At 55.0% G+C, this 24,135-nt stretch carries 14 protein-coding genes; 5 read left to right on the forward strand and 9 right to left on the reverse strand.

Annotated elements, in window-relative coordinates:
* Position 1 precedes the first annotated feature (1 nt).
* A complete protein-coding gene (locus tag RSSM_RS19120; protein WP_008682398.1) occupies positions 2-835 on the forward strand; it encodes an MBL fold metallo-hydrolase in 834 nt (277 codons plus the stop codon).
* Between the two features lie 45 nt (positions 836-880).
* Here RSSM_RS19120 and RSSM_RS19125 read toward each other — a convergent pair whose 3' ends face one another.
* The 3 genes from RSSM_RS19125 to RSSM_RS19135 form a co-directional block, all read right to left on the reverse strand.
* Positions 881-1,939: an endonuclease/exonuclease/phosphatase family protein gene (locus RSSM_RS19125; RefSeq protein ID WP_008682401.1), complete on the reverse strand. Its 1,059-nt coding sequence runs from the start codon at positions 1,937-1,939 to the stop codon at positions 881-883.
* A 345-nt stretch (positions 1,940-2,284) separates the two neighbouring features.
* Positions 2,285-3,778, reverse strand: a complete 1,494-nt coding sequence (locus RSSM_RS19130) for a DUF1501 domain-containing protein (RefSeq protein ID WP_008682403.1) — start codon at positions 3,776-3,778, stop codon at positions 2,285-2,287.
* A 19-nt stretch (positions 3,779-3,797) separates the two neighbouring features.
* Positions 3,798-7,016, reverse strand: coding sequence for a PSD1 and planctomycete cytochrome C domain-containing protein (locus RSSM_RS19135; RefSeq protein WP_144059950.1), 3,219 nt, complete (start codon positions 7,014-7,016; stop codon positions 3,798-3,800).
* A gap of 481 nt (positions 7,017-7,497) precedes the next feature.
* On the opposite strand from RSSM_RS19135, the gene RSSM_RS19145 reads away from it, so the two are divergent.
* The 4 genes from RSSM_RS19145 (at position 7,498) to RSSM_RS19160 (ending at position 15,305) form a co-directional block, all read left to right on the forward strand.
* The gene (locus RSSM_RS19145) at positions 7,498-8,583 is read left to right on the forward strand and encodes a ThuA domain-containing protein (protein ID WP_008682410.1); all 1,086 of its coding nucleotides are present in this window, start codon (positions 7,498-7,500) and stop codon (positions 8,581-8,583) included.
* A gap of 50 nt (positions 8,584-8,633) precedes the next feature.
* On the forward strand, positions 8,634-10,022 hold the full coding sequence (locus RSSM_RS19150) for a Gfo/Idh/MocA family protein (protein ID WP_008682412.1): 1,389 nt from the start codon (positions 8,634-8,636) through the stop codon (positions 10,020-10,022).
* 62 nt (positions 10,023-10,084) lie between these two features.
* Positions 10,085-11,539 carry a DUF1501 domain-containing protein gene (locus RSSM_RS19155; RefSeq protein ID WP_008682414.1) on the forward strand — a complete coding sequence of 485 codons (1,455 nt, stop codon included), beginning with the start codon at positions 10,085-10,087 and terminating at the stop codon, positions 11,537-11,539.
* A 61-nt stretch (positions 11,540-11,600) separates the two neighbouring features.
* Complete coding sequence (locus RSSM_RS19160; RefSeq protein WP_144059951.1) at positions 11,601-15,305, forward strand: DUF1553 domain-containing protein; 3,705 nt, start codon at positions 11,601-11,603, stop codon at positions 15,303-15,305.
* A 436-nt stretch (positions 15,306-15,741) separates the two neighbouring features.
* Here RSSM_RS19160 and RSSM_RS19170 read toward each other — a convergent pair whose 3' ends face one another.
* From RSSM_RS19170 to RSSM_RS19200, 6 genes are all read right to left on the reverse strand, one after another.
* Positions 15,742-17,715 (reverse strand): O-antigen ligase family protein, encoded by a 1,974-nt coding sequence (locus RSSM_RS19170; RefSeq protein ID WP_144059952.1) that lies wholly within the window; start codon positions 17,713-17,715, stop codon positions 15,742-15,744.
* Between the two features lie 900 nt (positions 17,716-18,615).
* Positions 18,616-18,825, reverse strand: a complete 210-nt coding sequence (locus RSSM_RS19175) for a hypothetical protein (RefSeq protein WP_044303029.1) — start codon at positions 18,823-18,825, stop codon at positions 18,616-18,618.
* A gap of 51 nt (positions 18,826-18,876) precedes the next feature.
* Positions 18,877-19,581, reverse strand: a complete 705-nt coding sequence (locus RSSM_RS19180; RefSeq protein WP_008682427.1) for a PEP-CTERM sorting domain-containing protein — start codon at positions 19,579-19,581, stop codon at positions 18,877-18,879.
* Positions 19,582-19,798: 217 nt separating this feature from the next.
* Positions 19,799-20,890, reverse strand: coding sequence for a S1 family peptidase (locus RSSM_RS19185; RefSeq protein ID WP_008682429.1), 1,092 nt, complete (start codon positions 20,888-20,890; stop codon positions 19,799-19,801).
* Between the two features lie 364 nt (positions 20,891-21,254).
* A complete protein-coding gene (locus tag RSSM_RS19195; protein ID WP_160168151.1) occupies positions 21,255-21,734 on the reverse strand; it encodes a PEP-CTERM sorting domain-containing protein in 480 nt (159 codons plus the stop codon).
* Positions 21,735-22,349: 615 nt separating this feature from the next.
* Positions 22,350-23,399, reverse strand: coding sequence for a hypothetical protein (locus tag RSSM_RS19200; protein WP_160168152.1), 1,050 nt, complete (start codon positions 23,397-23,399; stop codon positions 22,350-22,352).
* Between the last annotated feature and the right edge of the window lie 736 nt (positions 23,400-24,135).

Here is a 24,135-nt window from a genome sequence, read left to right on the forward strand (position 1 = left end):
TATGTCAGACACACGCCATCGCACCGCCCCTACGCCCGCACCTGAACAAACTCAATCACCGGACGTCGTTTTCCTCGGCACCGGAACGAGTGTCGGCGTGCCCGCCCTCGGATGCGACTGCGCGGTTTGCACGAGCGACGACCCTCGCAACAACCGGACTCGCTGTGCGATCGTCGTGCGTTTGCCCGAAGGCAATTTGCTGATCGACACGCCTCCGGACCTCCGCACGCAATTGCTACGCGAAAAGATCTCGCTGATTCACTCGGTCCTGTTCACACACGAACATGTCGACCATCTCTACGGGCTCGATGATCTACGCCTGTTCCCATTTCGACTCGGCCATGCCGTCCCGCTGTACTGCGAACAGCACGTCGAAGAACGTATTCGCAAGGTCTACGACTATGCGTTTACCAACCGTGCTCCAACGCACCCCGGCTCGACACCGCAACTGAGTTTTGAACAAATCACTCACGATCCGTTCGAGGTGCTCGGCGTCGAAGTCACCCCGATCCCGATGCAGCACGGCCCGTATTTCAACGTACTCGGCTTCCGCATCGGCAACTTCGCCTACTGCACCGACACCAATCACATTCCACCGGAGTCGATCGAGCGTCTGCAGGGAGTCGACACTTTCGTGGTGGACGCCCTGAGATTCAAAACTCACCCGACACACTACAATGTCGAAGAAGCATTAGAAGTCATCAAGCGCGTTCAACCGCGAACCGCGTACCTGACTCACATCTGTCACGATCTCGATCACGGGATTGTCGAAGCAGAGCTTCCCGAGAATGTCTTTCTCGCCTATGACGGTTTGCGTTTGCCTCTATCGCCGTAAACGATTTCCAACCCAACCTCACGGGCTGACTTGAGTCCCCGCGAGTCAAAACGCTCGCGGCGCCTCATAAACACTGAACTCAGCCCAAACCGGTAGATGGTCACTGATCTTCAGTGCCGCGGATTGATCGATGCCGAACATGCTTTCGAGATCCAAGACTCCCGATCGACGAACGTATTCGGTCGTCACGCGCGAGTCGATCAGAATATGATCATAGGTCTTTGTCTTCAGCGTATTGGTTGGCACATCGCCGACGAGTGACACGACACCTGGAATCTGACCGAGTTCAGCGAGCTTGCCGACGTCGACGTTCAGATCGCCGAGCATCATGAAGTCTTCTTCACCGTTGGTCTCGTACTCAAAGTTCCGAACGCTCTGAAAAACATCATCGAGCACATTGAGTTCGTTGTCGCTGGTATCGCCCCGCACCAAGTCAGGATCGGTGTGCACATTGATCAATGTAAAACGAAAAGGTAATCGCGAGTCCACCGGCGCAACGCGTGTTTGGAAACTAGCGACCATCGGCTCGCGGTGCATCAGATCGGCCCGGTCTTCGATCATGTAGTCCGACTGCGCGATGAAGTCGATGCGATCCTGATCCCATACAAACCCGTAGCATTCCGTTTGCGAGGTTCGGCCGATCGGTGGACCGTGCACAGCACGATAACGCCCCCCCAATCGCGTGATTTGATCTAGCAATGCATTGATCGGAACGTCTGGGTCACCACGAATCTCTTGAACCGCGACGACATCAAACTGCATGAACACCGCTGCGAGCTGTCGCATGACTTCCGCTTTGCTCGCCTTCGACTGGCCAAACACTTTGATGTTAAAGGTCGCCACACGAATCGAGGTCTGTGACTTGCCCGAGCCAACAGCCGACGTCTGATTCAGTCCGACAGGTGAAATTTTGCGAGACGCGATGCTCTCGGCACTGCCACGGGGTGAGGAAAACCCTGCCGGCTGGAGTGGAGAAGACGCGCCGACCGACGAAGCGATCGGATCATCGTAGACCGGAGGCTCGGTACCGCGCATCGCATCGATCGACGACAAATCGACCTGCCCGGTAAGCGCCGCCATGATCGCGCCGACGACTCCCGTCATGGTCAACCCTGGCGTGAACCAGCGCAACACCGACGAGCTGCTGCGACTGCTACGCCGCGAGCGCTTCTTCCCCCATACGATTGACCACAACCATTTAACCACGTCGGCTTCCTTGCCTCTGTGTAGTCGCTGGCGTTCATCATCCGTTGATGAAACCTACCACCGCCACGTCGATCCATCCTAGATCGTCGCGGCGATACCGATGTACCAAATATCTCAGCGGACCACGCGTCACCCTCGACTAGCCAATCGGATCGAGCCCTCGCAAGATCAGTTTGCTAGATTCATCGGATCGCCTTCCCCGCAGCGTCGACCTGCCGAACAACAGCTCGGCATCAACCGCAATCAGCTCAAAATGTCATGAACGACATGCCCGTGCACATCCGTTAAACGGAAGTACCGGCCCTGATACCGGAACGTCAAACGCTCGTGATCGATTCCCATCAAGTGCATCATCGTTGCATGCAGGTCATGCACATGCACCGGATTCTCGGTGATGTTGTAACAAACCTCGTCCGTCGCACCGTACGTCATCCCGGGTTTCACGCCCGCACCGGCCATCCACAGCGAGAAACAACGTGGATGGTGATCACGGCCGTACGTTTCCGCATTCAAGGCGCCTTGGCAATAGGACGTGCGACCAAACTCACCACCCCATACCACCAACGTGTCGTCCAGCATTCCACGCTGTTTCAGATCGTTCACCAACGCCGTGCTTGCTTGGTCCGTGTCACGGCATTGTCCCGGCAACTGCCGAGGCATCGTGAAGTGTTGATCCCATCCCATATGGAACAATTGAATGAACCGCACATCCCGCTCGGCCAGACGACGGGCGAGCAAGCAGTTGTAGGCGTACGTGCCACGCTTGAGCACGTTGGGCCCATAGCTATCGAGCACGTGCTGCGGTTCGTCCGAGAAATCGGTCAACTCCGGAACCGAGGTCTGCATCCGATAGGCGAGCTCGTATTGCTGGATACGGGTATGAATTTCCGGGTCTCCGAATTCATCCAGTTTGTTCTCGTTCATTCGAGCGAGATCATCGAGCATCCGTCGCCTCGCGGTCGCGTCGAACCCGTCCGGGTTGCTCAGATACAACACCGGATCACCGACACTCATCAGTTTCACGCCCGAATACGTCGACGGCAAAAAGCCGCTACCCCACAAGCGATCGTACAGCGGTTGGCAGTTAGGACGCCCCGTCCCACGCGAAACCATCGCGATAAAACAGGGTAGATTCTCGTTCAACGACCCCAGCCCATAGTGCAACCAAGATCCAATGCTCGGCCGACCGGCGAGTTGATGCCCGGTCTGGAAGAACGTGATCGCCGGATCATGGTTGATCGCTTCGGTGTGCATCGACCGAATCAAACACATGTCGTCCGCGAGAGTTGAGATGTTCGGAAGCAACTCGCCACACATCTCGATGCCCGACTCGCCGAAACGATCAAACTTCCATCGTGCACCGGCGAGCGGGAATTTGCTCTGCCCCGCCGTCATACCGGTCACACGTTGGTTCATTTCGACGAAATCACTCAGCTCTTTTCCTTCATTCGTGGCAAGCGCCGGTTTGTGATCGAACAGTTCTTGCTGCGAAGGAGCACCGCTCTGAAACAGATAGATGACCCGCTTGGCTTTGGGCGGGTGGTGATACTGTTGCAACAAACCATTGGGCGCGGGGATCGCATTGGATTCTCCAGTCGATGCGGACGGATTCGCGAAAGACTCTCTCCCCAACATTGACGCCAATGCAGCCATCCCCACTCCGGTCGCGGATCGACCAAAGAAGTGACGCCGCGTTTGCATCAGTCGACTTTCCGACGGTAGATGATTCAAACTCATTGTGCTGACCTTCCAATAGTTACTGTATCGTGATGAATTCGTCGAGGTTCATGATCAAGTGTGCGACCGCGGTAGCGGCGGCGTACTCGGTCACGGGTAACTCCTCGTTTCGTTTGGACTGCCCAATCGACAACAATTTCATCGCGGCCTCGGGACGTTGAGCGTAGTGTTCTCGAAAGAACGCTAGGTTTTCCAGCAGAATCTCGCAAACCTCATCGGAAGCTTGCAACGCAATGGCTTTTTCATAAAGAGCAGCCACCAGATCTCGATCGCTCGCGGCAGCGACATCGCCCGACGCCAAAACCGATCCCGCGAGGTTCCTTGCCGCCTCGACAAACGTCGGATCGTTCATCAGCGCAAGTGCTTGCAGCGGTGTGTTGGTTCGCCTCACACGCACGTTGCAGACTTCGCGACCACCCGCATCGAAGATCGTTTGACGAGGCGGATTGACCGCTCGCTTCCAGTACGAATACATGCTCTTGCGGTACAAGTCGTCGCCTTTGCCGGGCGTGTACTTCTGCCCCGAGTTCGCCGCCAAGGATTCCCACAACCCGGCAGGTTGATACGGCTTCACACTCGGTCCGCCCGGCGTGGTGACCAACAATCCGCTGGCCTGCAATGCAACGTCTCGGATCGCAAAACCGTCGGCACGATACCGAGGCCCGCGGGCGAGTAACCGGTTATCGGGATCGACCTCCGACAGCTTCGCCGTGGTACGTGCTGACTGTCGATAAGCGGCACTCGTCACAATCGATCGGTGCAACGCCTTCACATCCCATCCCGACTCGACAAACTCAACCGCCAACCAATCGAGTAATTGAGGATGCGATGGTTTCTCGCCTTGCAAACCAAAGTCTTCAGTCGTTTTGACCAACCCAACTCCAAAATGATCCTGCCAGAACCGGTTCACCGTCACGCGAGCCGTCAGGGGGTTATCGACGGACACCAACCACCTCGCTAGCTCGAGTCGGTCGGCAGGCTGCTTCGCATCGGGCGAAGACAACAACGCGGTCGGCACGCCGCGAGTCAACTCTTCCGACTTATCGGGTGCGTCGTACTGACCTCGCATCAACAAATAGGTTTTCGCCGGCTCTCCATCTCGCTCTCGCATCACCATGACACGAGTCGGTTTCGCGCCGGCATCTTGAATCGGCTTGCGAGCTTCGCGGAGCTCTTCTTCAGCCTGCAAAATGGGTTCGTCCACCGTCGCGTAGAACCGTTCGATGTTCTTTCGCTCGCTCGAGGACCATTTCTTCTCAGGCTTATCAATGACGGCAACGACCGCAGAGTTGTCGAGCAACGGTGATCGAGCGACCGACTCATCGCCGACTCCCGTTTGCACGACAAACTTACCGATCGAATGATCCGCATAGACACTGTCAAAACTCATCACCATGCGGATCGACTGCCCGACAGACTCATCCAAAGGCGTTTCAAGATAGAGAGTCAAATCGGCGGTGTCTGAGTTGATACCGTGCACCGCCCATCCCGTTGCCGGTTTTCCATCAACCGCGTGACTCGCGGGGAAACGATCCTGTTCATAGTTGGCAACCGCACCGCTCACGGCGATCTCTTTGTCTCCTTGGAAACAACGAACTTCGGTTAACACAAAGTTTCCGTTCACACTCGGTGACAACCGATTGGGCCCTTTGAACTGCGCGTCTGACAAGGCTCGAATACGAATCGCCCGAACACCTTGAGTGCTCGCGTTCTCACTAATGCTGCCATCAACGTCCGTCGGCACGTCCAACGCTCGCGACGAGACAACCACTTCGTAGACAGCACCATGGGCGTCGCCTCCTTGGTAGTGAATCGTGTCAGCAACGACAGTCAATTCGCCATCACCACGAAGCATAACGCTCTCGACGCTTGTATCACGCCAATCAATCCCGTCATCACCGGAGGCCTGTTGCTGCAGGTCCGCGAGCCAGGACTTCATCCGTTTCTTCATCCCGGACTTCGCCGATGCCAATTTTGCCTCCGCGTCGCGGAAACGATCAATTTCTTCCTGCGACACAGGCGTCAGTGGTGAGACAGTTGTCATCGTTGGCATCGCATCGACTCCCCGTCCGATGCCACGCTCACCAATGTTGTTGAAATAACCGTACAGTTGAAAAAACTCTTTCTGACTGAGCGGGTCGTATTTGTGGTCGTGACAGCGAGCACATCCAAACGTGAGTCCAAGAAACACCGTTGAGGTCGTTTCAACTCGGTCAATCACGTTTTCGACCAGAAACTCCGCCGCCAAAGCACCGCCTTCATTGTTCTGGCGATGGTTGCGGCTGAACGTGGTCGCAAGACGCTGCGAATCGGTTGCGTCGGGCAGCATGTCGCCCGCGATTTGTTCGATCGTGAATTGATCGAACGGCATGTTCTCGTGAAACGCCCGCGTGACCCAGTCACGCCACGGCCAGTTCGTTCGCCCGCTGTCGTTCTGATAACCGTCCGTGTCGGCATATCGGCCCGCATCGAGCCAACGCAGCGATTGACGCTCGGCATACGCCATCGACGAAAGCAGGGTATCCACCGCTTCGAGATAGGTCTGTTCCGTTGGGTTAGCCGAAACCGTTTCTTGCAACTCCTCAGACGGCAATAACCCGGTCAACGTCAACGATGCACGTCGCAACAACGTCGGATAGTCGGCTTGGGGCGATGGCGACAATCCCTCGTCAATCAACCGTTGGGCGATAAATACATCGATCGGGTTTTGTGTCCACCGCGCGACTGTTGACTCATCCCACCCCGGTTGACCTTGCTGTTCGCGTACCGAGTCGACGGGAACCTCCGGCCGCTGCGGTCGCTCAAATGCCCAGTGTCCTTCATAGGGTGCACCTTGCTGAATCCACGCGTCGAGTATCTTTTTCTCCTCTTCGCTCAGTGAACGATTGCTGTCCGGAGGAGGCATTTGGTCGGAGGGATCGTCGCTATGAATGCGGACGTGCAACTCGCTCGACTCGAGATCGCCGGGCACAACTGCGGAGTAACCACCTAAATCCGCAAATAAATTTTCTTTTGTGTCAGCACGAAAACCGGACTCCTGGTTCTCCGCATCAGGACCGTGGCAGTGAAAGCATTTGTCCGAAAGTATCGGACTTACCTGGTCGCTGAAGTCAATAGATTGAGCCTGTTTGTCATCCGTTGTCTCACCGAGAACAACACACGGACAAGCCAACAACAACGGCACTGCGAACACATAACGCAGATGCCACCCAGAGAACCGTAAGGCTCGAATGATCACGAGTCTTTCCTTGAAGAGGAACGAAGGTGGGTATGATGCGGGGCCAACAAAGTCGATGGACTTCCACCGTTAAGATCGTGAAGCATTGCATCCTCACGATGACGTTAACGGACCCTTCGAACACGTTGGTCGTGCAGTGTACTCGATCACCACTGCTTGTGAAGAAACGAAAGCGAGTGTTGCAACACGGACCGACTTGAACGTGACACGGACTTCTTATTACGTTGAGTGCAGCGATTCCAAATTTGGTTTACGAGACATCAACGAACAACCGCGTTGATACACTTCGGAACACCCAGGTATATAGAATCGAAGCGAGGCAAAATCCAAACGCTTGTTTTCAATGGAATGACTTCACGACATTCCGTTGGATGACCGCAAAACGATTCGCGTCCTTCTCAATATCGAATTAAGATCGCTCGGTCCGATTACCCTCGGATCCCCTCCCACCTACTCCCATCCCACCTCAGGTATTGCATCCATGACGCGCAGACGTCTTTGGACACGCGGATCGTCGCGACTCGTCGATCACGCAATCTTTGTCGCTTCTATCGCCGCTTTCGCGTTCGTGTTGCCGAGCATGGCTCGTGCCGACGCGCCGTCAGAGGATGCGATCCGGAAATACGGCGAAACCCGTCCGCGAGCCCCCGACGGATGGGTCCGGTTTGATTGGCCGCAAAAACGCAAAATACTTTTCGAACACTATGGCCCTTCGCAAAGAGAAAAAGAATTCATCGCTGAAGCGGTTCCGGCCGAAGCAATCGTCACCCCGAAAGCGACGAGAAAACTGCTCGTTTTCTACCAGTGCCAATACCCGCACACGTCCATCGCAACAGCCAACGTTGCCTATCAAAAGCTCGCCGATGCCACCGGAGCATTCAGCGTCACGCTCAGCGATGACCCGGCTGACATTTCACCGGACGTGCTCAGTGAGTTCGACGCCTTGTTACTCAACAACACGACGGACTTCGACAAGACCGTTGGAGAAAAGGGACAACAAGCAATCCTTTCCTTCGTTCGCGGTGGCAAAGGATTAATCGGCATTCATGCCGCCGCCGACAGTTGCAAAGCATGGCCCGAAGGGGCACGTATGATCAACGGCGTGTTTCAGTGTCATCCTTGGAAACCACAAGGCACCTGGGCGTTCAAACTGACGTCGCCGGACCACCCGATCAATCAAGCGATCGGCGGCAAAGGCTTTTGGTTTCGCGATGAGATTTACGCATACCGCCCCGGCACGCATGACGAAACACAATCACGCGAACTCGTCTCGCTAGATTTGGCGAAACCGGAGAACCACAACGCACCGGAACTGCACCAGGAACAGCTACACATGACCAATGCCATCGCGTTGCGTCCGGTGGCATGGATTCATCGCTTCGGGGATGGACGGGTCTTTTATTCCAACCTCGGACACAACAACACCACCTATTGGTCACCTCTCGCCCTGCAGCACTACCTCGCCGGGATCCAGTACGCCCTCGGCGACTTAGACGCGGACGACACCGCAACGAGCCAACTCGACATCGTTGACACGGCGCCGGCCCCTGCCCAACCCGCTGAATAACCCTACTAAACCAGAAACTTTTTTTCACAACTCAACACACGACCTTGCTCATGACCGCCCACTTCACATCGTCGCGTCGTCGCTTTCTCGGACAAACCGCCGCTCTCGCTTCGGCCACGGTTCTTTCCTCGTCGACATCGGCATCCTACGCCGCATCCGCATCCGCCAACGACCGTCCCGCACTCGGTCTGATCGGCGCGGGTCGCATGGGACACAACCACATGCGATTCGCCAAAGGGATGTGCGACCTCGTCGCGGTGTGTGACGTCGATTCCAACCACCGCGAGAAGGCGATCAATAAGATCTTCGACGGTGACGCTCGAAATGCGAAAGGATTCGTCGACTATCGAAACATCCTCGAGATGGACGAAGTCGACGTCGTCTACATCGCCACCCCTGACCACTGGCATGCCAAAATCCTGATCGAAGCCATGCGGGCGGGCAAAGACGTGTACTGCGAAAAACCGCTCACGCTCACCATCGACGAAGGCAAGAAGATTCGAAAGGTCGAAAAAGAAACCGGCCGTATCGTCCAGGTGGGAACGATGCAAAGGAGCTATCTCGATCTGTTTGTCAAAGCAGTTGCGATCGCAGGCGATGGTCGATTGGGCCGAATCACGCGCGCCACCGCGACGATTGGAGGCGGTGGAGGTTCGGGTCCGATTCCCGTGCATGCCGTTCCCCAGTGGTTAGACTGGAACCAATGGCTCGGACCTGCCCCGGAGGCTCCGTTTCGCTGGATCCCCGATCCATCTTTACCCGCGGACGATTGGCGCATCGGCAAAACGAATTGTCACCAAACGTTCCGATCGTGGCTGGACTACTCCGGAGGCAGCATGACCGACTGGGGCGCACACCACGTCGACATTTCCATGTGGGCACTGCGGGCAGCGGGCCAGTCGGACACCGTGGTTTCGGTCGGCGGTGAAGCCAAGTTCCCGGTTCCCTTCGAAAACGGGTATCCGACACTGAAGGACCAATACCACACCGCGTCGTCCTTCTCGATGACAGCCAAGATGAGCGACGGAACCGAATTGGTTATCAACAGCCACGGTCGCAACGGCGTCCTGCTCGAAGGAACTAAGGGTCGTATTTTTGTCAGCCGTGGTGACCTCACCGGCAAACCTGTCGAAGATCTCTCGCAAAATCCGTTGCCGGAAGATGCAATCGCGAAAACCTACAAAGGATTACCGACCCCTTATTCTCGGCACAAGAACCACTGGGCGAACTTCTTCCACTGCACCCGCGAACGAATCGAACCGATCTCTGACGTGACCAGCCACCTGCGGGCGATTGATCTTTGTCACCTCGCCAATATCTCCGCTAGGTTCAACCGCCCTCTACGCTGGGACGCTGACCAAGAAGTCATCGTTGCTGATGATCAAGCAAACGCGTTGCTCGCACGCGAGTATCGCAAAGGATTTGAAATCGAAGGATAGTTCACACATTCCTTCCACTCCCGAGTCACTCTCCCGTTGGACTTACTCGCCGGATGCCCCCGATGAACCAACCTCGTCCCGATCTGAATCGCCTCCGTACGCAATGGGCCCGCCGAACGTTTCTGTCGAAGTCGTTCGCGGGTATCGGCAGTTTCGCCCTGGCAAACCTGCTCGGCAACCAACCCGCTGCGACCGGTGGAGAAACTCCGCCTGGTGACCATCCATGGCCGCCACTACCTGGAGTTCCCCACTTCGCCCCGAAAGCGAAACGCATCGTGCACCTATGCATGGCGGGAGGTCCTTCCCATGTCGAGTCGCTCGACCCGAAACCGGAGCTCGACCGACTCGATGGAAAACAGTTTCCGGAGTCTTTCACCGCCGGACAGCAACTCGCGCAGTTGCAAGGTGCGAAACTGATCGCGAGGAAATCGTTCACGAAGTTCCGAAAGTGGGGCGAGTCGGGCATCGAGATGTCAGACATGTTCCCGCTGACCGGGGCGCATGCCGACGATCTCTGCGTCATCCGCAGCATGACCACCGAGCAGATCAATCATGACACCGCCCATGCATTCATGAATACCGGATCGATCATCAAAGGTCGTCCGTGCATGGGATCGTGGATGCTCTACGGTCTCGGTGCCGAAACCGAAAACTTGCCCGGATATGTCGTGATGACTTCATCGGGGCCAGGTGCCCAACCGGTATCGGCGAGACAGTGGAGTGCCGGAATCCTGCCGAGCAAATTCCAAGGCGTTGCGTTTCAGTCTTCCGGTGCTCCGGTGCACTACATTGGCAACCCCGATGGCGTCTGCCAATCAACACAGCGTCAAGTCATCGACGAAATTCAACGACTCAACGGTATGCTCGCGAGCGATGTCATCGATCCCGAAATCGAAACACGAATCGCACAATACGAGATGGCGTTCAAAATGCAATCGGCGGTCCCGGAACTCGCCGACATGAGCACCGAAAGCAAAGAGACTCTCGAAAACTATGGCGTCAAACGCCCTGGCGACGGATCGTACGCATCGAACTGCTTGCTCGCCCGTCGACTGCTCGAACGTGGCGTGCGTTTTGTGCAGTTGTACCATCGCGGATGGGACCACCACAGCAATCTCGTGAATGGCTTTACGCAGTCGGCAATGGACACCGACCGCCCCACTGCTGCTCTTTTGAAAGATCTCAAAGAACGAGGACTTCTCGAAGACACGCTCGTGCTTTGGGGAGGTGAGTTCGGACGAACGCCGATGGCTCAGGGCACCGGTCGAGACCACCACATCAATGCGTTCAGCGTGTGGATGGCAGGCGGTGGGGTGAAAGGCGGGATGACGTACGGCAGTTCCGATGAACTCGGGTACGCCGCAGTCGAAAACGAAGTCCCCGTGCGTTCCTTGCACGCCACCATGCTGCACCTGTTCGGTGTCGACCACGAGAAACTCACCGCTCGTTTCCAAGGTCTCGATTTGAAGCTGACCGGCGTCGAACCGGCACGAGTCCTCACAGACATCATTTCCTAGCATGCCGTTTCTGGCAGACGCCTTCAATTCATTGCCGTCACCCTCTTGGCTCCATCGTTCCATGAATCATCTACGACTGAATTCGCTTGCCCGCCGGGCCGTTTTCGCAGCATGCGTCCTGCTGACACTTTGTGCGATTCGCGGCCCGATCGTCGACGGAGCCGAAAACGATTCGGACGAACAACTCGTCTCGACCACCGCACCGCAGCGACTGCCCGAACGCGTGATGTTCAACGCACACATTCGGCCGATCATGTCGAACACGTGCTTCACTTGTCACGGCCCTGACGAAGACGAAAACGAAAGTGCCTTTCGGCTCGACTCGTTTGCGTCCGCTACCGGACCGCTGGAATCGGATGACGAGGCGAGAGGCATCGTCCCCGGTGACCTCGAATCATCCGAGGTTTACAAACGGATCATGGGGACCAGCGACGGAGAGCAGATGCCGCCGGAAGGCTTCCGCCACCACCTCAGCGACTACGACAAAGCCCTGTTCGCAAAGTGGATCGAACAGGGCGCCGAATACGAAGAACACTGGGCGTACGCGCCGCTGACTCGTCCCGTCCTCCCCGAAGTCCAACAGCATGCGGACGAAGTCGCCAATGATATCGACGCGTTCATTCTGGCGCGTCTCGAAACCGAATCGATCGAACCGTCACCTTTGGCCGACAAAGCCACGTTGCTGCGGCGGTTGAGCCTCGACCTGATCGGCGTACCACCGACTCCCGATGAGTTGAATGAATTCTTGGCCGACGACTCACCTGACGCGTACGAACGCCAAGTCGACCGTTTGCTCGCCTCGCCCCATTTCGGCGAACGCATGGCGAGTTCGTGGCTCGACATTGTTCGTTTCGCGGACACCGTCGGATTCCACGGCGATCAGAACATGCGGATCTTTTCTTTCCGCGACTACGTCATCAACGCATTCAACGAAAACAAACCGTTCGATGAATTCACGCTGCAACAAATCGCAGGTGATCTCAAACCGAATCCTACGACCGAAGACTTGATCGCGACCGGGCTGCTTCGCCTGAACATGATCACCCGCGAAGGCGGCGCTCAACCGGGCGAATACCTCGCCAAGTACAAAGCGGATCGCGTTCGCATGATCGGCACCGCTTGGTTGGGTTCGACCCTCGCATGTTGCGAATGCCACAACCACAAATACGACCCGTTCTCGGCAAAAGATTTCTATTCGCTCGGAGCGTTCTTCGATGACATCCAACAATGGGGCGTCTATTCGGACTACGGCTATTCGCCTAACAAAGACCTTAAAGGGTTCAACAACGACTATCCGTTTCCGCCGGAAATGAGATGGAAGTCGCCCTCACTCGTGCGTGAAATTGAATCCTTGATCGCCGAACGCAATCGCTTATTGCAATCCGCGATTGGCGAATCGACGGCTCAGTCCGAGGAGTACCAACAATGGGAAACGTCCGTTCAAGAGACACTCGCCGATCACCCCGACGGCTGGATCCCGGCAGAGGTTTTGCATAGCGAAGCAAGTGCCGGCACGGAATGCCAAACCCTCGATGACGGCAGCATCCTCCTGACGGGCAAACCGGCCAAAAACGAGACCATCGAGATCACCACCCATCCGGTATCACCAACCAAAATCCGATCCGTCCGGGTCGAAGTCCTTCCGTCAGAAGAACATGACGGCAATGTCGGACGAGGCGATAGCGGACGTTTCTCGCTCAGTTTTGCGGCTCACATAGCGAGCCAGACCGAGGGCCCTCAAACACGTCCGAATCACCCTCGTTTTGTCCGCATCGAATTATCCGGCAAGAAGATCCTGTCACTCGCCGAAGTCCAAGTCTTCTCACCCGAAAAAGACAAAGAGGGACACCCCATCAACGTTGCCCTGGCGGGAACAGCCTCGCAGTCGACCAACTACACCTCCGGCGAGGCGGCGTTGGCCATCGACGGCAACACCGACGGCATGTATCGCCAATCCAATTCCGTGACCCACACGAGTCTGAACGGACACAACCCGTGGTGGCAGGTCGACCTTGGTTCGGCACAACCGGTCGAGTCCATCGTGATTTGGAACCGCACCGACAGTAACCTACAAAACCGCCTGGATGGTTTTCAGTTGATCTTGCTTGACGAGAACGGCAACGAGCTACAACGACTTACACCTGAAACACCCAAACCGTCGGTCCGTCTCGAAATTCCCGATGAAGTCAAAATCCATCCGAAGAGAAAATTGTCGATCGCCTGGGGAGAAGCTGACCGCGAAGATCCGCTCCGATTCAGCAACGGACGTCCACCTCGCACGCTCGGTGATGTCTGGCGCAGCGGTCCGTCACGTTGGCAACTGCCGACCACTGAAACCCAACTCCCCCACACCGCGGTCTATCACTTCGACCAGGCGGTCGAACTGGAAGATCATCAACAACTCGTCATCCAGCTCAAGAGTACCGATGTCGGGAGGGTCCGGATTTCTTACACGCCGATCGGAGATGCCATCGCAGGCTGGCCTGCTGCGGGAGCAAGCCTTGTCGAAGCGTTGAAACGATCGCCGGACCAGCGGCAACAAGAGGACATCGCGGCACTCCTTGGAACATTCCACCTGTCGACCAAACCGGTGAAGTCTCAACATCGCGAGGCCCAACGGTTCCGCAACGTTATCCTGGATTTGCATTCGGCAATGGCGATCACACTCGTCACGCAAACTATCCCCGAGGAGAAGTATCCGGTTAGCCGCGTACTCCCTCGCGGCAACTGGCAGGATGAATCAGGCGAGTTGGCTCCTCCCGCGTTCCCTCACTTTTTGCCGGCCCCCAACGACGGCAGCGAACGACGACTCGACCGCACCGATCTCGCTCGATGGCTGACCTCCCCTGAGAACCCATTGGTCCCGCGGCACTTCGTGAACCGAACCTGGAAACAATTCTTTGGCACCGGCCTCTCGAGCAAACTTGATGATCTCGGCAGCCAGGGAGAATGGCCGAGCCATCCGCTATTGCTCGATCGCCTCGCAAGCGAGTTCGTGATGAGCGGCTGGGACGTCAAACACATCGTGCGGTTAATGGTGACCAGCCGCACGTATCGCCAAGCCGTCACGGATCGAAAAGAACTCGCCGAAGTCGATCCGTACAATCGGTTGCTCGCTCAGGCCTCGCCACGACGACTGGAAGCCGAAGCGATTCGCGACAACGCGTTGGCGATTGCCGGTCTGCTGAACCAAAGCTACATCGGCGGCACGAGCGTTTTTCCGTACCAACCAGGCGGACATTATTCCAACCTGCAATTCCCTAGCCGTGGCTACTCCGCGTCGCCTGACGCACGCCAATACCGCAGAGGCGTCTACATGCACTGGCAACGGACGTTCTTGCATCCGATGCTGGTCAATTTCGACGCACCGTCTCGCGACGAATGCGCCGCCGACCGTTCGCCATCCAACAGCCCGCAACAGGCGTTGACGCTATTGAACGATCCAACGTTCGCAGAAGCCTCACACGCGATGGCCAGAACCATTCTCGCGGAAGCCCCCGACGACTCGGAGGACTCGTTCGAAGACATTCTCGATGTCGCATTCATCCGAGCACTCGCCCGAAATGCCAACACCGCCGAATCCGAATCGTTACGCGGTTTGTTCGAACGACAACTGACCTACTTCCGCGACAATCCGAAAGAAGCAAGCAAATTCATCCGCATCGGAAACTCCCCCAGCACCTCAGACGATCCAGCACGTCTCGCAGCATGGTCCCAAGTCTGCCGTGTCATCTTGAATTTGCATGAAACGATTACACGCTACTAATAACTCAGCCGAAGATTGGCCTCATAGAGACACGCCACTTTAGTTACCGGACGAGTTGGCCACGATTTTCACCGAGTTCAACCGTGGCTAGCGTCCACCGGCAATGGCTTGCTGGACTGCAAATTACAGAACAATCGATTATTGGCACTGCCTAGCTAGCATTCCAGGTAGCTGAATTTGATAGCCGTGTGCTTGGGGATTTCTCCGCACTTGATTGGCGAACTGGAAAACGCCCCGCGGAGTTTTGAAAACATCCGTGCCAACGACTCTCGGTTGGAATTGAGATTCTCTCCTACCCAAAAGTTCATCGAGAGATAAATACCCCCACTCACCCAGAACACTTCATTATTTCCTGGCCCCTTTTTACCCGCAAAAAAATGCCGGAACGTACGACACGATGCGCTGCAATCGATTTCGCGGGTGATGCCAGAACAATTCATTTCGACTTCAATGGCTTTGCTGCACGAGCCTTCCGCTGTGAAACTTCTTGTTGCAACAGCAACGCTTGCTTATTTCCTGGATCAAGTGTCAACACGATGCGAATCTCTCGCACCGCCTCACTCAGTCGTTCCTCACTGACACACCAAGCCGCAAACTTCAGTCGCCAGGAGACATTTTCCGGCTGCTGATTAAGCGCGCGACGCATGAGGACAATCCCTTCGTCGTGCCGCCCCAGTTCTACCAGTACTTCCCCTCGGAGTGCTTCCCACTGACCAGGACTGGGTAATCGAGATAGCTCGTCCGAATTGTCCAACAACGCCAGCGTTCGTTCTAACAAAATCTCCCGAAACCCCGATTCGACTTCCTTTGCAGCGGCAAAAGTCACAACTGGATCATCGGGTAAAAGGTGCATGGTCCAATCGCTCGCGGACAATCGCCCTCGCACCACGTTGCTGATCTCTGGCAAATGATCCAACGACATCGCCAATGAGTCCTGCCAGTGGGGCAACGCTGCTTCAAGACCATTTCGCTCCAATTCGAGCTTACCCGCAAGATAGGCCAAATCGGCATGGCTCGGATTGAGAGACCTTGCTTTCAACACCATTTCCATCTTCGTCGATGTAGGAAGACGAGTTTCATACTGTGCTATCCAAGTATACGGCTTCCAATCGAGCGGGCACTGTTGCATCAAAACCTCGCAGTGCTTAACGATCATCTCGGTCGCAGCACTTTTCTGGCGTACCGTTTGATGATTGTCACGCACGAACTCGGCAACCCGAACAGCTTCCACTCGCAAAAACGCATCTTCAGGAGTGATATCTACCGCACGTTGCATCCTCAACATCGCTTCATCATAGGCTAAGTTGTCAACATTCCTCGCTGCAGCGATACGATGCTTCTCTGCTTCGAAATAGCGTCGTCGGGTCCGAATAGACACCAAGCCAACCACAATTAACAGCAACGCAACGAACATCCATGGATAACGGCTCCCTCGCTGATTGTGATCATTCAATCGCTCTGTTGCCAAGCCAACCGAAGAGCCCATCGGTCCGCGCGACAATGATTCAGTTAACTGCAATAGCCGTCTACGCTTGCGATTTGGCAGTGCGTTTAGCAGCATCATGATCGTCATAGCAGTTACGGCTGTTGCGGGAATTCTCAACCCAAAATCGACGACACTATGCATTGACACAGCCAACAACCCGATCGCACCACCGGCTGCTAAACCACTCTGCCGACTTGACCGAACACACTGCACAACAACAGACGTCGCGATCAAACAGACTCCCAAACAGCCAACCAAACCAAATTCGTTTAGCACATCTAAGAATTCGTTATCTGCTCTTAACGCGACATGCTCATCCTGGATCCAGGAAAGGGCACCAACGGGATAAATCGACTCCCAGAAACGGTAGGTTTCCCCGCCAGAACCGAGCCAAAGAAAATCCGGCACGCTTTTCAACGCAGCCTTCCACAGATACCAACGACCGTCACCGGTATAGCGATCTGATTCAGCAAGCATGCTCAGACGCGATTCCTGCATGTCGAATCCAATCCAGATCAGCAGGGCGGCTACCGGTACCCCAATTAAGACTGCAAGCAGTGCGAATCGACCAGCTTCAACGAGGCGAAAACGAAGAGTTGCGACGAGGCTGATTGCAAAGAAAGCCGTCAAAACGCCCCCTCGCGATCCGCACACCACTAAACTACTCATCATGATCCCGACGGCCGCAATCAACCACGTAAACGTAACGTCGCTGAAAATCATACGAGGCCAGGCCGCGCCAAACCTTTCCAGGCGTTCGATCAGAAGACCGACCGCTAGCCCAAGCGTCAGATTCAGGAAAAAAGGAAAGTGGTTACGATTTACGAACGGTCCAAAACCGAGACCTCCGTCAATCGCAGTCGGCCAGTAGAGCAATTGGCCCTGAACGCTGTAGTACTGTGCGATACCAAAGATTGCAACCATCGCTCCCGAAACGGTAGCAACGACACAAAACCGGCGAAGCAAGACACGAGGATTTGGTATCGTACCGACTACCACACAGAAGCCCGCCGCTAGGCAAAGCCTCACGAAGACTAGAAAGCTGCCTCCCGAGTACAGAACGACAGTCTCACCAGCAGGCCAAATCAACCGACCATCTCGTTCCCCAATCCACTCCGCTGGACACAACCAGGTGCCAACACCGGGCGCGATCAGATCACGCAACCGGTCGGGCACCCAAATCAGATGGCAAGCGGCCGAAAACGCCAAGACACCAACCCCGGCAATAAAAAAAAGCCCCGTTCGACGCCCCTTCCAAACAGCAACGGTTCCCGTCAACCATCTCGCACTGGCGAGCAAAATAACAGCCGCAACAGCTAGAGTGAGATAGAACTCACCGAGGGGACTGGCACAACCGAGCGGCCAGGGCGCGAGGAGCAATACGGTGTAGAGTAAACCTTCGAGAACATAATCGACCGGCGAATTCTCTACTGATCCGGTCTGACGTTCGATACCACGCACTGACAACGAGTTCCAGACGCATGCGAACGCAAGCGGCGATCGACATACTGAGATTCAGACAACTGCTAAGAAATAGAACAGCCCAATGCACTCGATCTTAGCATGACGGAGTAAATGAAAACTGCCCCTCAATCGGTCCACTCGCCACAACTCATTGAAAGCATGACAGTAAACCAATCTGACCATACAGGTACGCCGCGTCTGGAAACATTGCCTACCAATGTTCATCACGTAGACTCACCTGCGAACCCCGCATAGCACCGTCTCTTCAGGACAAGCAATTGTCAACCAAACGAAAAACAGCGTCATACGCTCCACACGAGGAACGCACTTGTGCGTTCCACTCGCATTGAGTCATTGCTCCTATAGAAAGCGATCTGTCCGGCTTTGTCGCTGACGAGTGAATTCCCAATCTTCAAGAACTGCGGCCTCGGGACCGACTGCGACGTCAGTGGCAACTTCAGGGAGCTGTTGTTTGTTCTCTGCCTCCACGGGAGCAACAGCAACCAACGCTGCAACCACGAGCAAGGAAAGAGGCACGATGACCTGGGCAACTTGAATGCATCGACTCATTTCAAAAACCTTTCTTGAGAACCAAATGAACACCACGTAACTGAGGCTGCGTTAAACAACCCCAACAACGACATTCCGCCGTCTTCCTCGATACGCAACTGCCAACAACCCGGTCAACCCGATTACCGCGAAGGCTCCCGGCTCCGGGACTGCTGTTACACTGAACGCATAGTCATAGGTATCGTTATGCCGAACCAACTCCTCGACATCGACGTCATCCTGAAAATCCTGAAACGAATTACCATTACCTAAATCACTGAACGCGAAACCCCAATTGTTATCGGCCCAGTCGAGTTGGGCTACAACCGAAAACCAGTAGGTTTCCCCACCCGTTAACTCGAGCAGGCCAGTGATATCGGCACTGTAGGAACGAAATGCTCGATCACCTATAAAAAATTGTTCTTCGCCTAAAGCTGAAGATGAGATCGTTTCCGTGTAAATCGGCGTATCGCTAGGCTCATTCGAGAACGGACCCGTCGTCTCGTTCGCGTACACGCTTACCATAAATTCGCTTGCCAGCACGTCGCCTTCTTCGTCGAGTTCGTAGCTACCGATCCAGGAAAAGTTAGTGACGACCGAATCGTTTGCAAATAAAAAATCATCATAAACGGTGGCATAATTTGGAAGTTCTGTACCGGTAGCGCCCAAATCGAATTGAGAATCCAGCCCCGGTGAACCATCGACATCGACCCTAACGAAAGGGTCTGCTATTTGAGTGAAAACAGCAGCATTCGCCGGCAATGTAATCGCAGCCATGCATACTGCGATAGCACGTAGCAGATTTCCAAAGTTCATGTAAGAGAAAGCGGCTCGAAAGATCATCGGAAACTTATAATACGGATCGAATTAACTTTGCGTACAACGACAACTGCCCTCGCCTGCTTGGTTGAATATTAACTTCCACGAGAGGTACTGCAACAACCAATAATCAACAAATTCTCGAACAGAACCGGTCGTCGCATGGCGATCCCTTTCACAACCCTGAGGCGCGAATCTCACGCATTAAATCTACGATCACATTTGCAGCAACATAGTACCCGTGCCCCATTGAGTTCCCGCTCGCGATACCTAGCAACCGGGGTTCCTTACCCCCGTTCGAACGACGAAACAAACCGCCTCCGGACATCCCTTGTCTCGAAGGCGTATCGACTCTCAGATACACGTTGGAGTCCGCAAATTCAGAAACACGAGCGACCTCCATTCCCTGTATTTTTGCGGGTCGGATCTCCGTCACTACTTTTCCTGCATCAAGATCGTTAACGCTCGTGGTCCAGGCCGTCTCCCCTACCAATGAAACGAGCGAATCGATACCTCCGGGATAGAGGGTTGCAGTTTCAAACGCCTCCGTTCCCCCGGGAATCTCCACCCGAAGGACGGCTAGGTCACGTGCTGAATCCCGTCGCAATACCCGCACCGCTTTGTATACCGGGTGACTCAAGGAGGCCAACTTTGCGAGAGGATCGTCTTCAATCGACTCTGCAGGCGTCCATCGCACTGCCAACCGCAAAGGTCCATTCCCGGTCACTGGAGCGTCCAATACATGGTCGGCTGTAAGGATATCGACGACCCGGGCCCCAACTGCGACCACGACCCCTAACCCAACCGCATCTCCCGACAGATTGTGGACCTCGACAGTTACCTCTCGAACAAATCCCAGGTCATCTTCATTGCTATCAACATCGGCATCGCCTGCGGCGGACATTTCAACGGACAAAGAGGAAGCACTTCGAACCGTCGCAAGTATCTCATCAACCGGCGCCGCTCCTTTTTCGTCCGCGGTTCTGCTGCCCGATGCTTTGGGAGCAACTGAAGATGCGTCCAAGGAATTCAGCGAGGCTTCCGACCGAGATAAAGCCGTATCGTCCCTCAAATCCACCGCATCGGCACCTTTCTCATTCGAGGGCGCCGACGGTTTGGCAGCAGGTGATTCGTTCGAAGAGGCCGCACGGCCCTGATTGACGGGAGACTCTTGCCGAGACGCCGCCGGAGCGGCATCGAGAAAAATAAACATTACGATCATGCCAATAGAGGCAACGACCAGGATGGTGGCGAAGAAGATTCTCATGGCTTTAACATCAATCGCTCAAAGGCAGAAGTGGACATGATCATGGGAAAGTGTTGACAGGCAGCGATCCCCCGAAACTCCCGCATTCCGGGTCGCCATAAACGCTGTCTCAATACAGCGAACGATCGTCGAAAACCATGGGGCTCACGTGCCGCCAAATACAACGCTTGGCTGCCGTCGGACAATACGCGGCAACGAACGAATAGTAGAAAGGTGGCTTCTTCTGTGTTGTGCTCACGCCCCTCACGGGCAATCATTCGCGACGCCAACGACTACTAAGAACCAATAAAAAAACGGCAATCGGGATGCCCCCCGTCGCCGTTTTGTGAAGTGAACCAACTGCGGATGAGCTAGCTACCGATGCTTAAGCACTCGCTAATTTCCGGCGTCGACGAACGGCGAGACCACCCAAACCAGCGAGACTGACAAGAGCGATCGAAGTCGGCTCGGGAACCGCTTGCACAGACGAGAAGCTGAGGTCAATTTGCGAACCAAATGGGTCAGATTGCAAGTTGAATGTCAAGCTATCCACAGCTGACAACTCGCCAGGCTCAAAACCAAATGCAAGCCTACCAGAAGTCGCATCTGTAAATTCAGCAGTAGTGGTAACGTTTCCGCTCGCACTTTTGGCAATCAAGCTAATCGTTCCGCTACCATCAGAAGCAAAGTCCTCCAACGCAATAACGGAACTCGGTGAAAAATCAACGCTTTCATCGAACGTGTATTCCAGCTGCGCGAATGCGAAACCGGTCGCATCGTAGCTACCTGTGGTAGTAACCGTCCCTGGAAAAACCGCGGATGCACGTGTCCCTAGCGTTGTGCTACTAAAATCGTCGATCACCATATCAGCGTGACCTATAGGGGCACCTAGCACTAGGAGCCCCAACATACAGAAAATTCTCAACATACTCGTTTCCTCTTAACTTGGACCAAACGACATTCAAAACACACTTGTAGAAGCGAAGGCAAGGCACCCCACTCGGGATTCATTATTGTTGTTTTGGGGGGGATGGAGTCAAGACTTTAATAATGGCTGACACGATTCCAGCGACCGTGCCGATGATGCAAGCAAGCTAACGGTGAACAAAGCATCGCAACACGCACCCCAGGGACACCAGGCCGCCCGTTGAAATCAATCTTTTTTCGCCTTTTCCGAGCAACAACCGAATACCTGTTCATCAATTGACAGACATCTCAAATCAGGCAGAGCTCGCAACCGGCAGGGTCTAACACCGGGTTCTCAACAAGAGCCACAGAACCGATGCTCGCATGTCCACCCAAACCGACCTGCGCACGTCAAGGCTTACGCGACAGAACAATCGAGCTGTCGAATCCGAGGATACAAGACCTGCAATGTCGCGAGAACTCGCCGCACCTACTTACACGGAAGTCCACACAAGGTCACTCAATCCAAAGAATCATCTCGGATGATGCCCCCGTGTCTCCTCGCGGCGATAGTTCACGTGCCTCGCGATGATGCGGTGGCGGCCTGCTCTCGGTGCCTCTCTGCCAGACTCGACTGCCCGATGCTCTGATATGCTTCGGATAGCTTCAGATGCAGCTCACCTAGGCGCTCTCCCCTTGCCTTGGCGAGAACTAGCTCGAGCAATGGAATAGCCTCTTGAAAACGATTCTGTTTCATGCGAACCGCTGCCATTGTGTCCATGAAATCGACATTGTCTGGTTGAGCCTCAAGTGCGATCGACGCGAACTCATCGGCACGTGTAATGTCAGCGGGCTCCGCATGCGCTAACACCCAAGCCAAATTATTCGCAAAAATCGCCGCATTCGGATCCATACGAACGGCAGCTTCGAGATGAAAGGAAGCGGACTCCAGCTGACCATCACTGAATAGCAGGTTCCCCAGCGCGAAATGAGCTGCCGCCACGTTGTGCCCGGACGCAATCATCTCCTCCAGCGTGGAACGATAGCTTTGCCGCTGAACATCAGTACGAGCCCGGTAATAAAATGCCTGAATCGCACTGTAAACAGCTCCATTGTTAGGAGCCAACTCCGCCGCTTCGGTTAGCAACGTCAAACGCCGTTTGTCGGCATCCGGCTGATCATCGGTGATGCTGTCAAGCTGCAGCAACGCAAAATTCGAGGCGGCAGTTTTCAATTCAGCATCCTGATCATCGAGACGCATGCCATCCACCAATAGCTTTCGCACAGTTTCGCGTTCGCCTCGATCGGAGAAGATCGTCGCCAGCCTTAGTCGCGCAGTGGTGTTTGTGGGATCCGCTCGCAACTGTTTCCGTGCATGCTGCACAGCATTTTCGTAGCAACGAGTAGCATCGGTAGTTCGGTCTAACCCCTGAAAGAAAAGGGCGATTTCAAACCAAAGATCAGGATTCCGCTTTGCCGCCGAATTCAAACGGAGTGTCGCTTGGTCCATCTCCTTCGATGCGAGGTAGTACTGCGACCACAACAGATCGTTTTCCAGCGATTCCCCCCAAGCCCCTTGCTGCAAATGATGTTCTACCTGCGTCAGTATTTTGTCGCGGTCCAAGTCCTCTCGTTCGACTACGGATAGCAGCGACTTTGCTTTCACCAAATGCGCCGGCCCGTAACCCGTCGCGTCGTTCGGCGCAAGATCATCGAGTTGCTTTTGAGCACCGGACGCATCACCGGATGCTGCCAGCACATGAAACCAATTGAATTGATCTCGGACCGTCCCGCGGTCTCCGCTGCCGACCAAACGGGTGTAATAGAACTTCGCTAATTCCAAATCTTTTTCAGCAACGGCTTCACGTGCCGCCATCCGATATTCGTTCAAGATTTGATCGCGCTGATAGAGCCCGCGTCCCACTAGCAATACCAGCACGGACAAAACCAACAACAACGGAGCAACCGTGAGCAAAAAACGGAAATTCAGAGAAGGCATCGCAGAAAAGCCTCATTCGCTTGAATGGATACGTCCCGCACGTCACGGCAACGAACAACTCGCATCACAATGGATGGATATCGACCCAAAAGGACGAGTTGCCAGCTAACCTCAAGAGACGCTGAGAATCGAACCGCCCCTTACGCTCCACACGGCGACATCGGTCCACCTAGGTCAATCTATTCAGCACAGCGTTTTCACACCAGTGCCCTTGTACAGCTAATCCTCGTTCGACTGCCCAATACTAACGACCGAATTCAACACCGGCAAATTCCAAGCCAACGACAGCAAGACAGTGCTAATTCAAACAAACACTACTAGGATTTCGCATTCACGGTGCTGAGCTTCTATGACGCCCGTA

It is taken from the genome of Aporhodopirellula sallentina SM41 (assembly GCF_000346505.1).
GTDB classification, from domain to species: Bacteria; Planctomycetota; Planctomycetia; order Pirellulales; family Pirellulaceae; genus Rhodopirellula; species Rhodopirellula sallentina.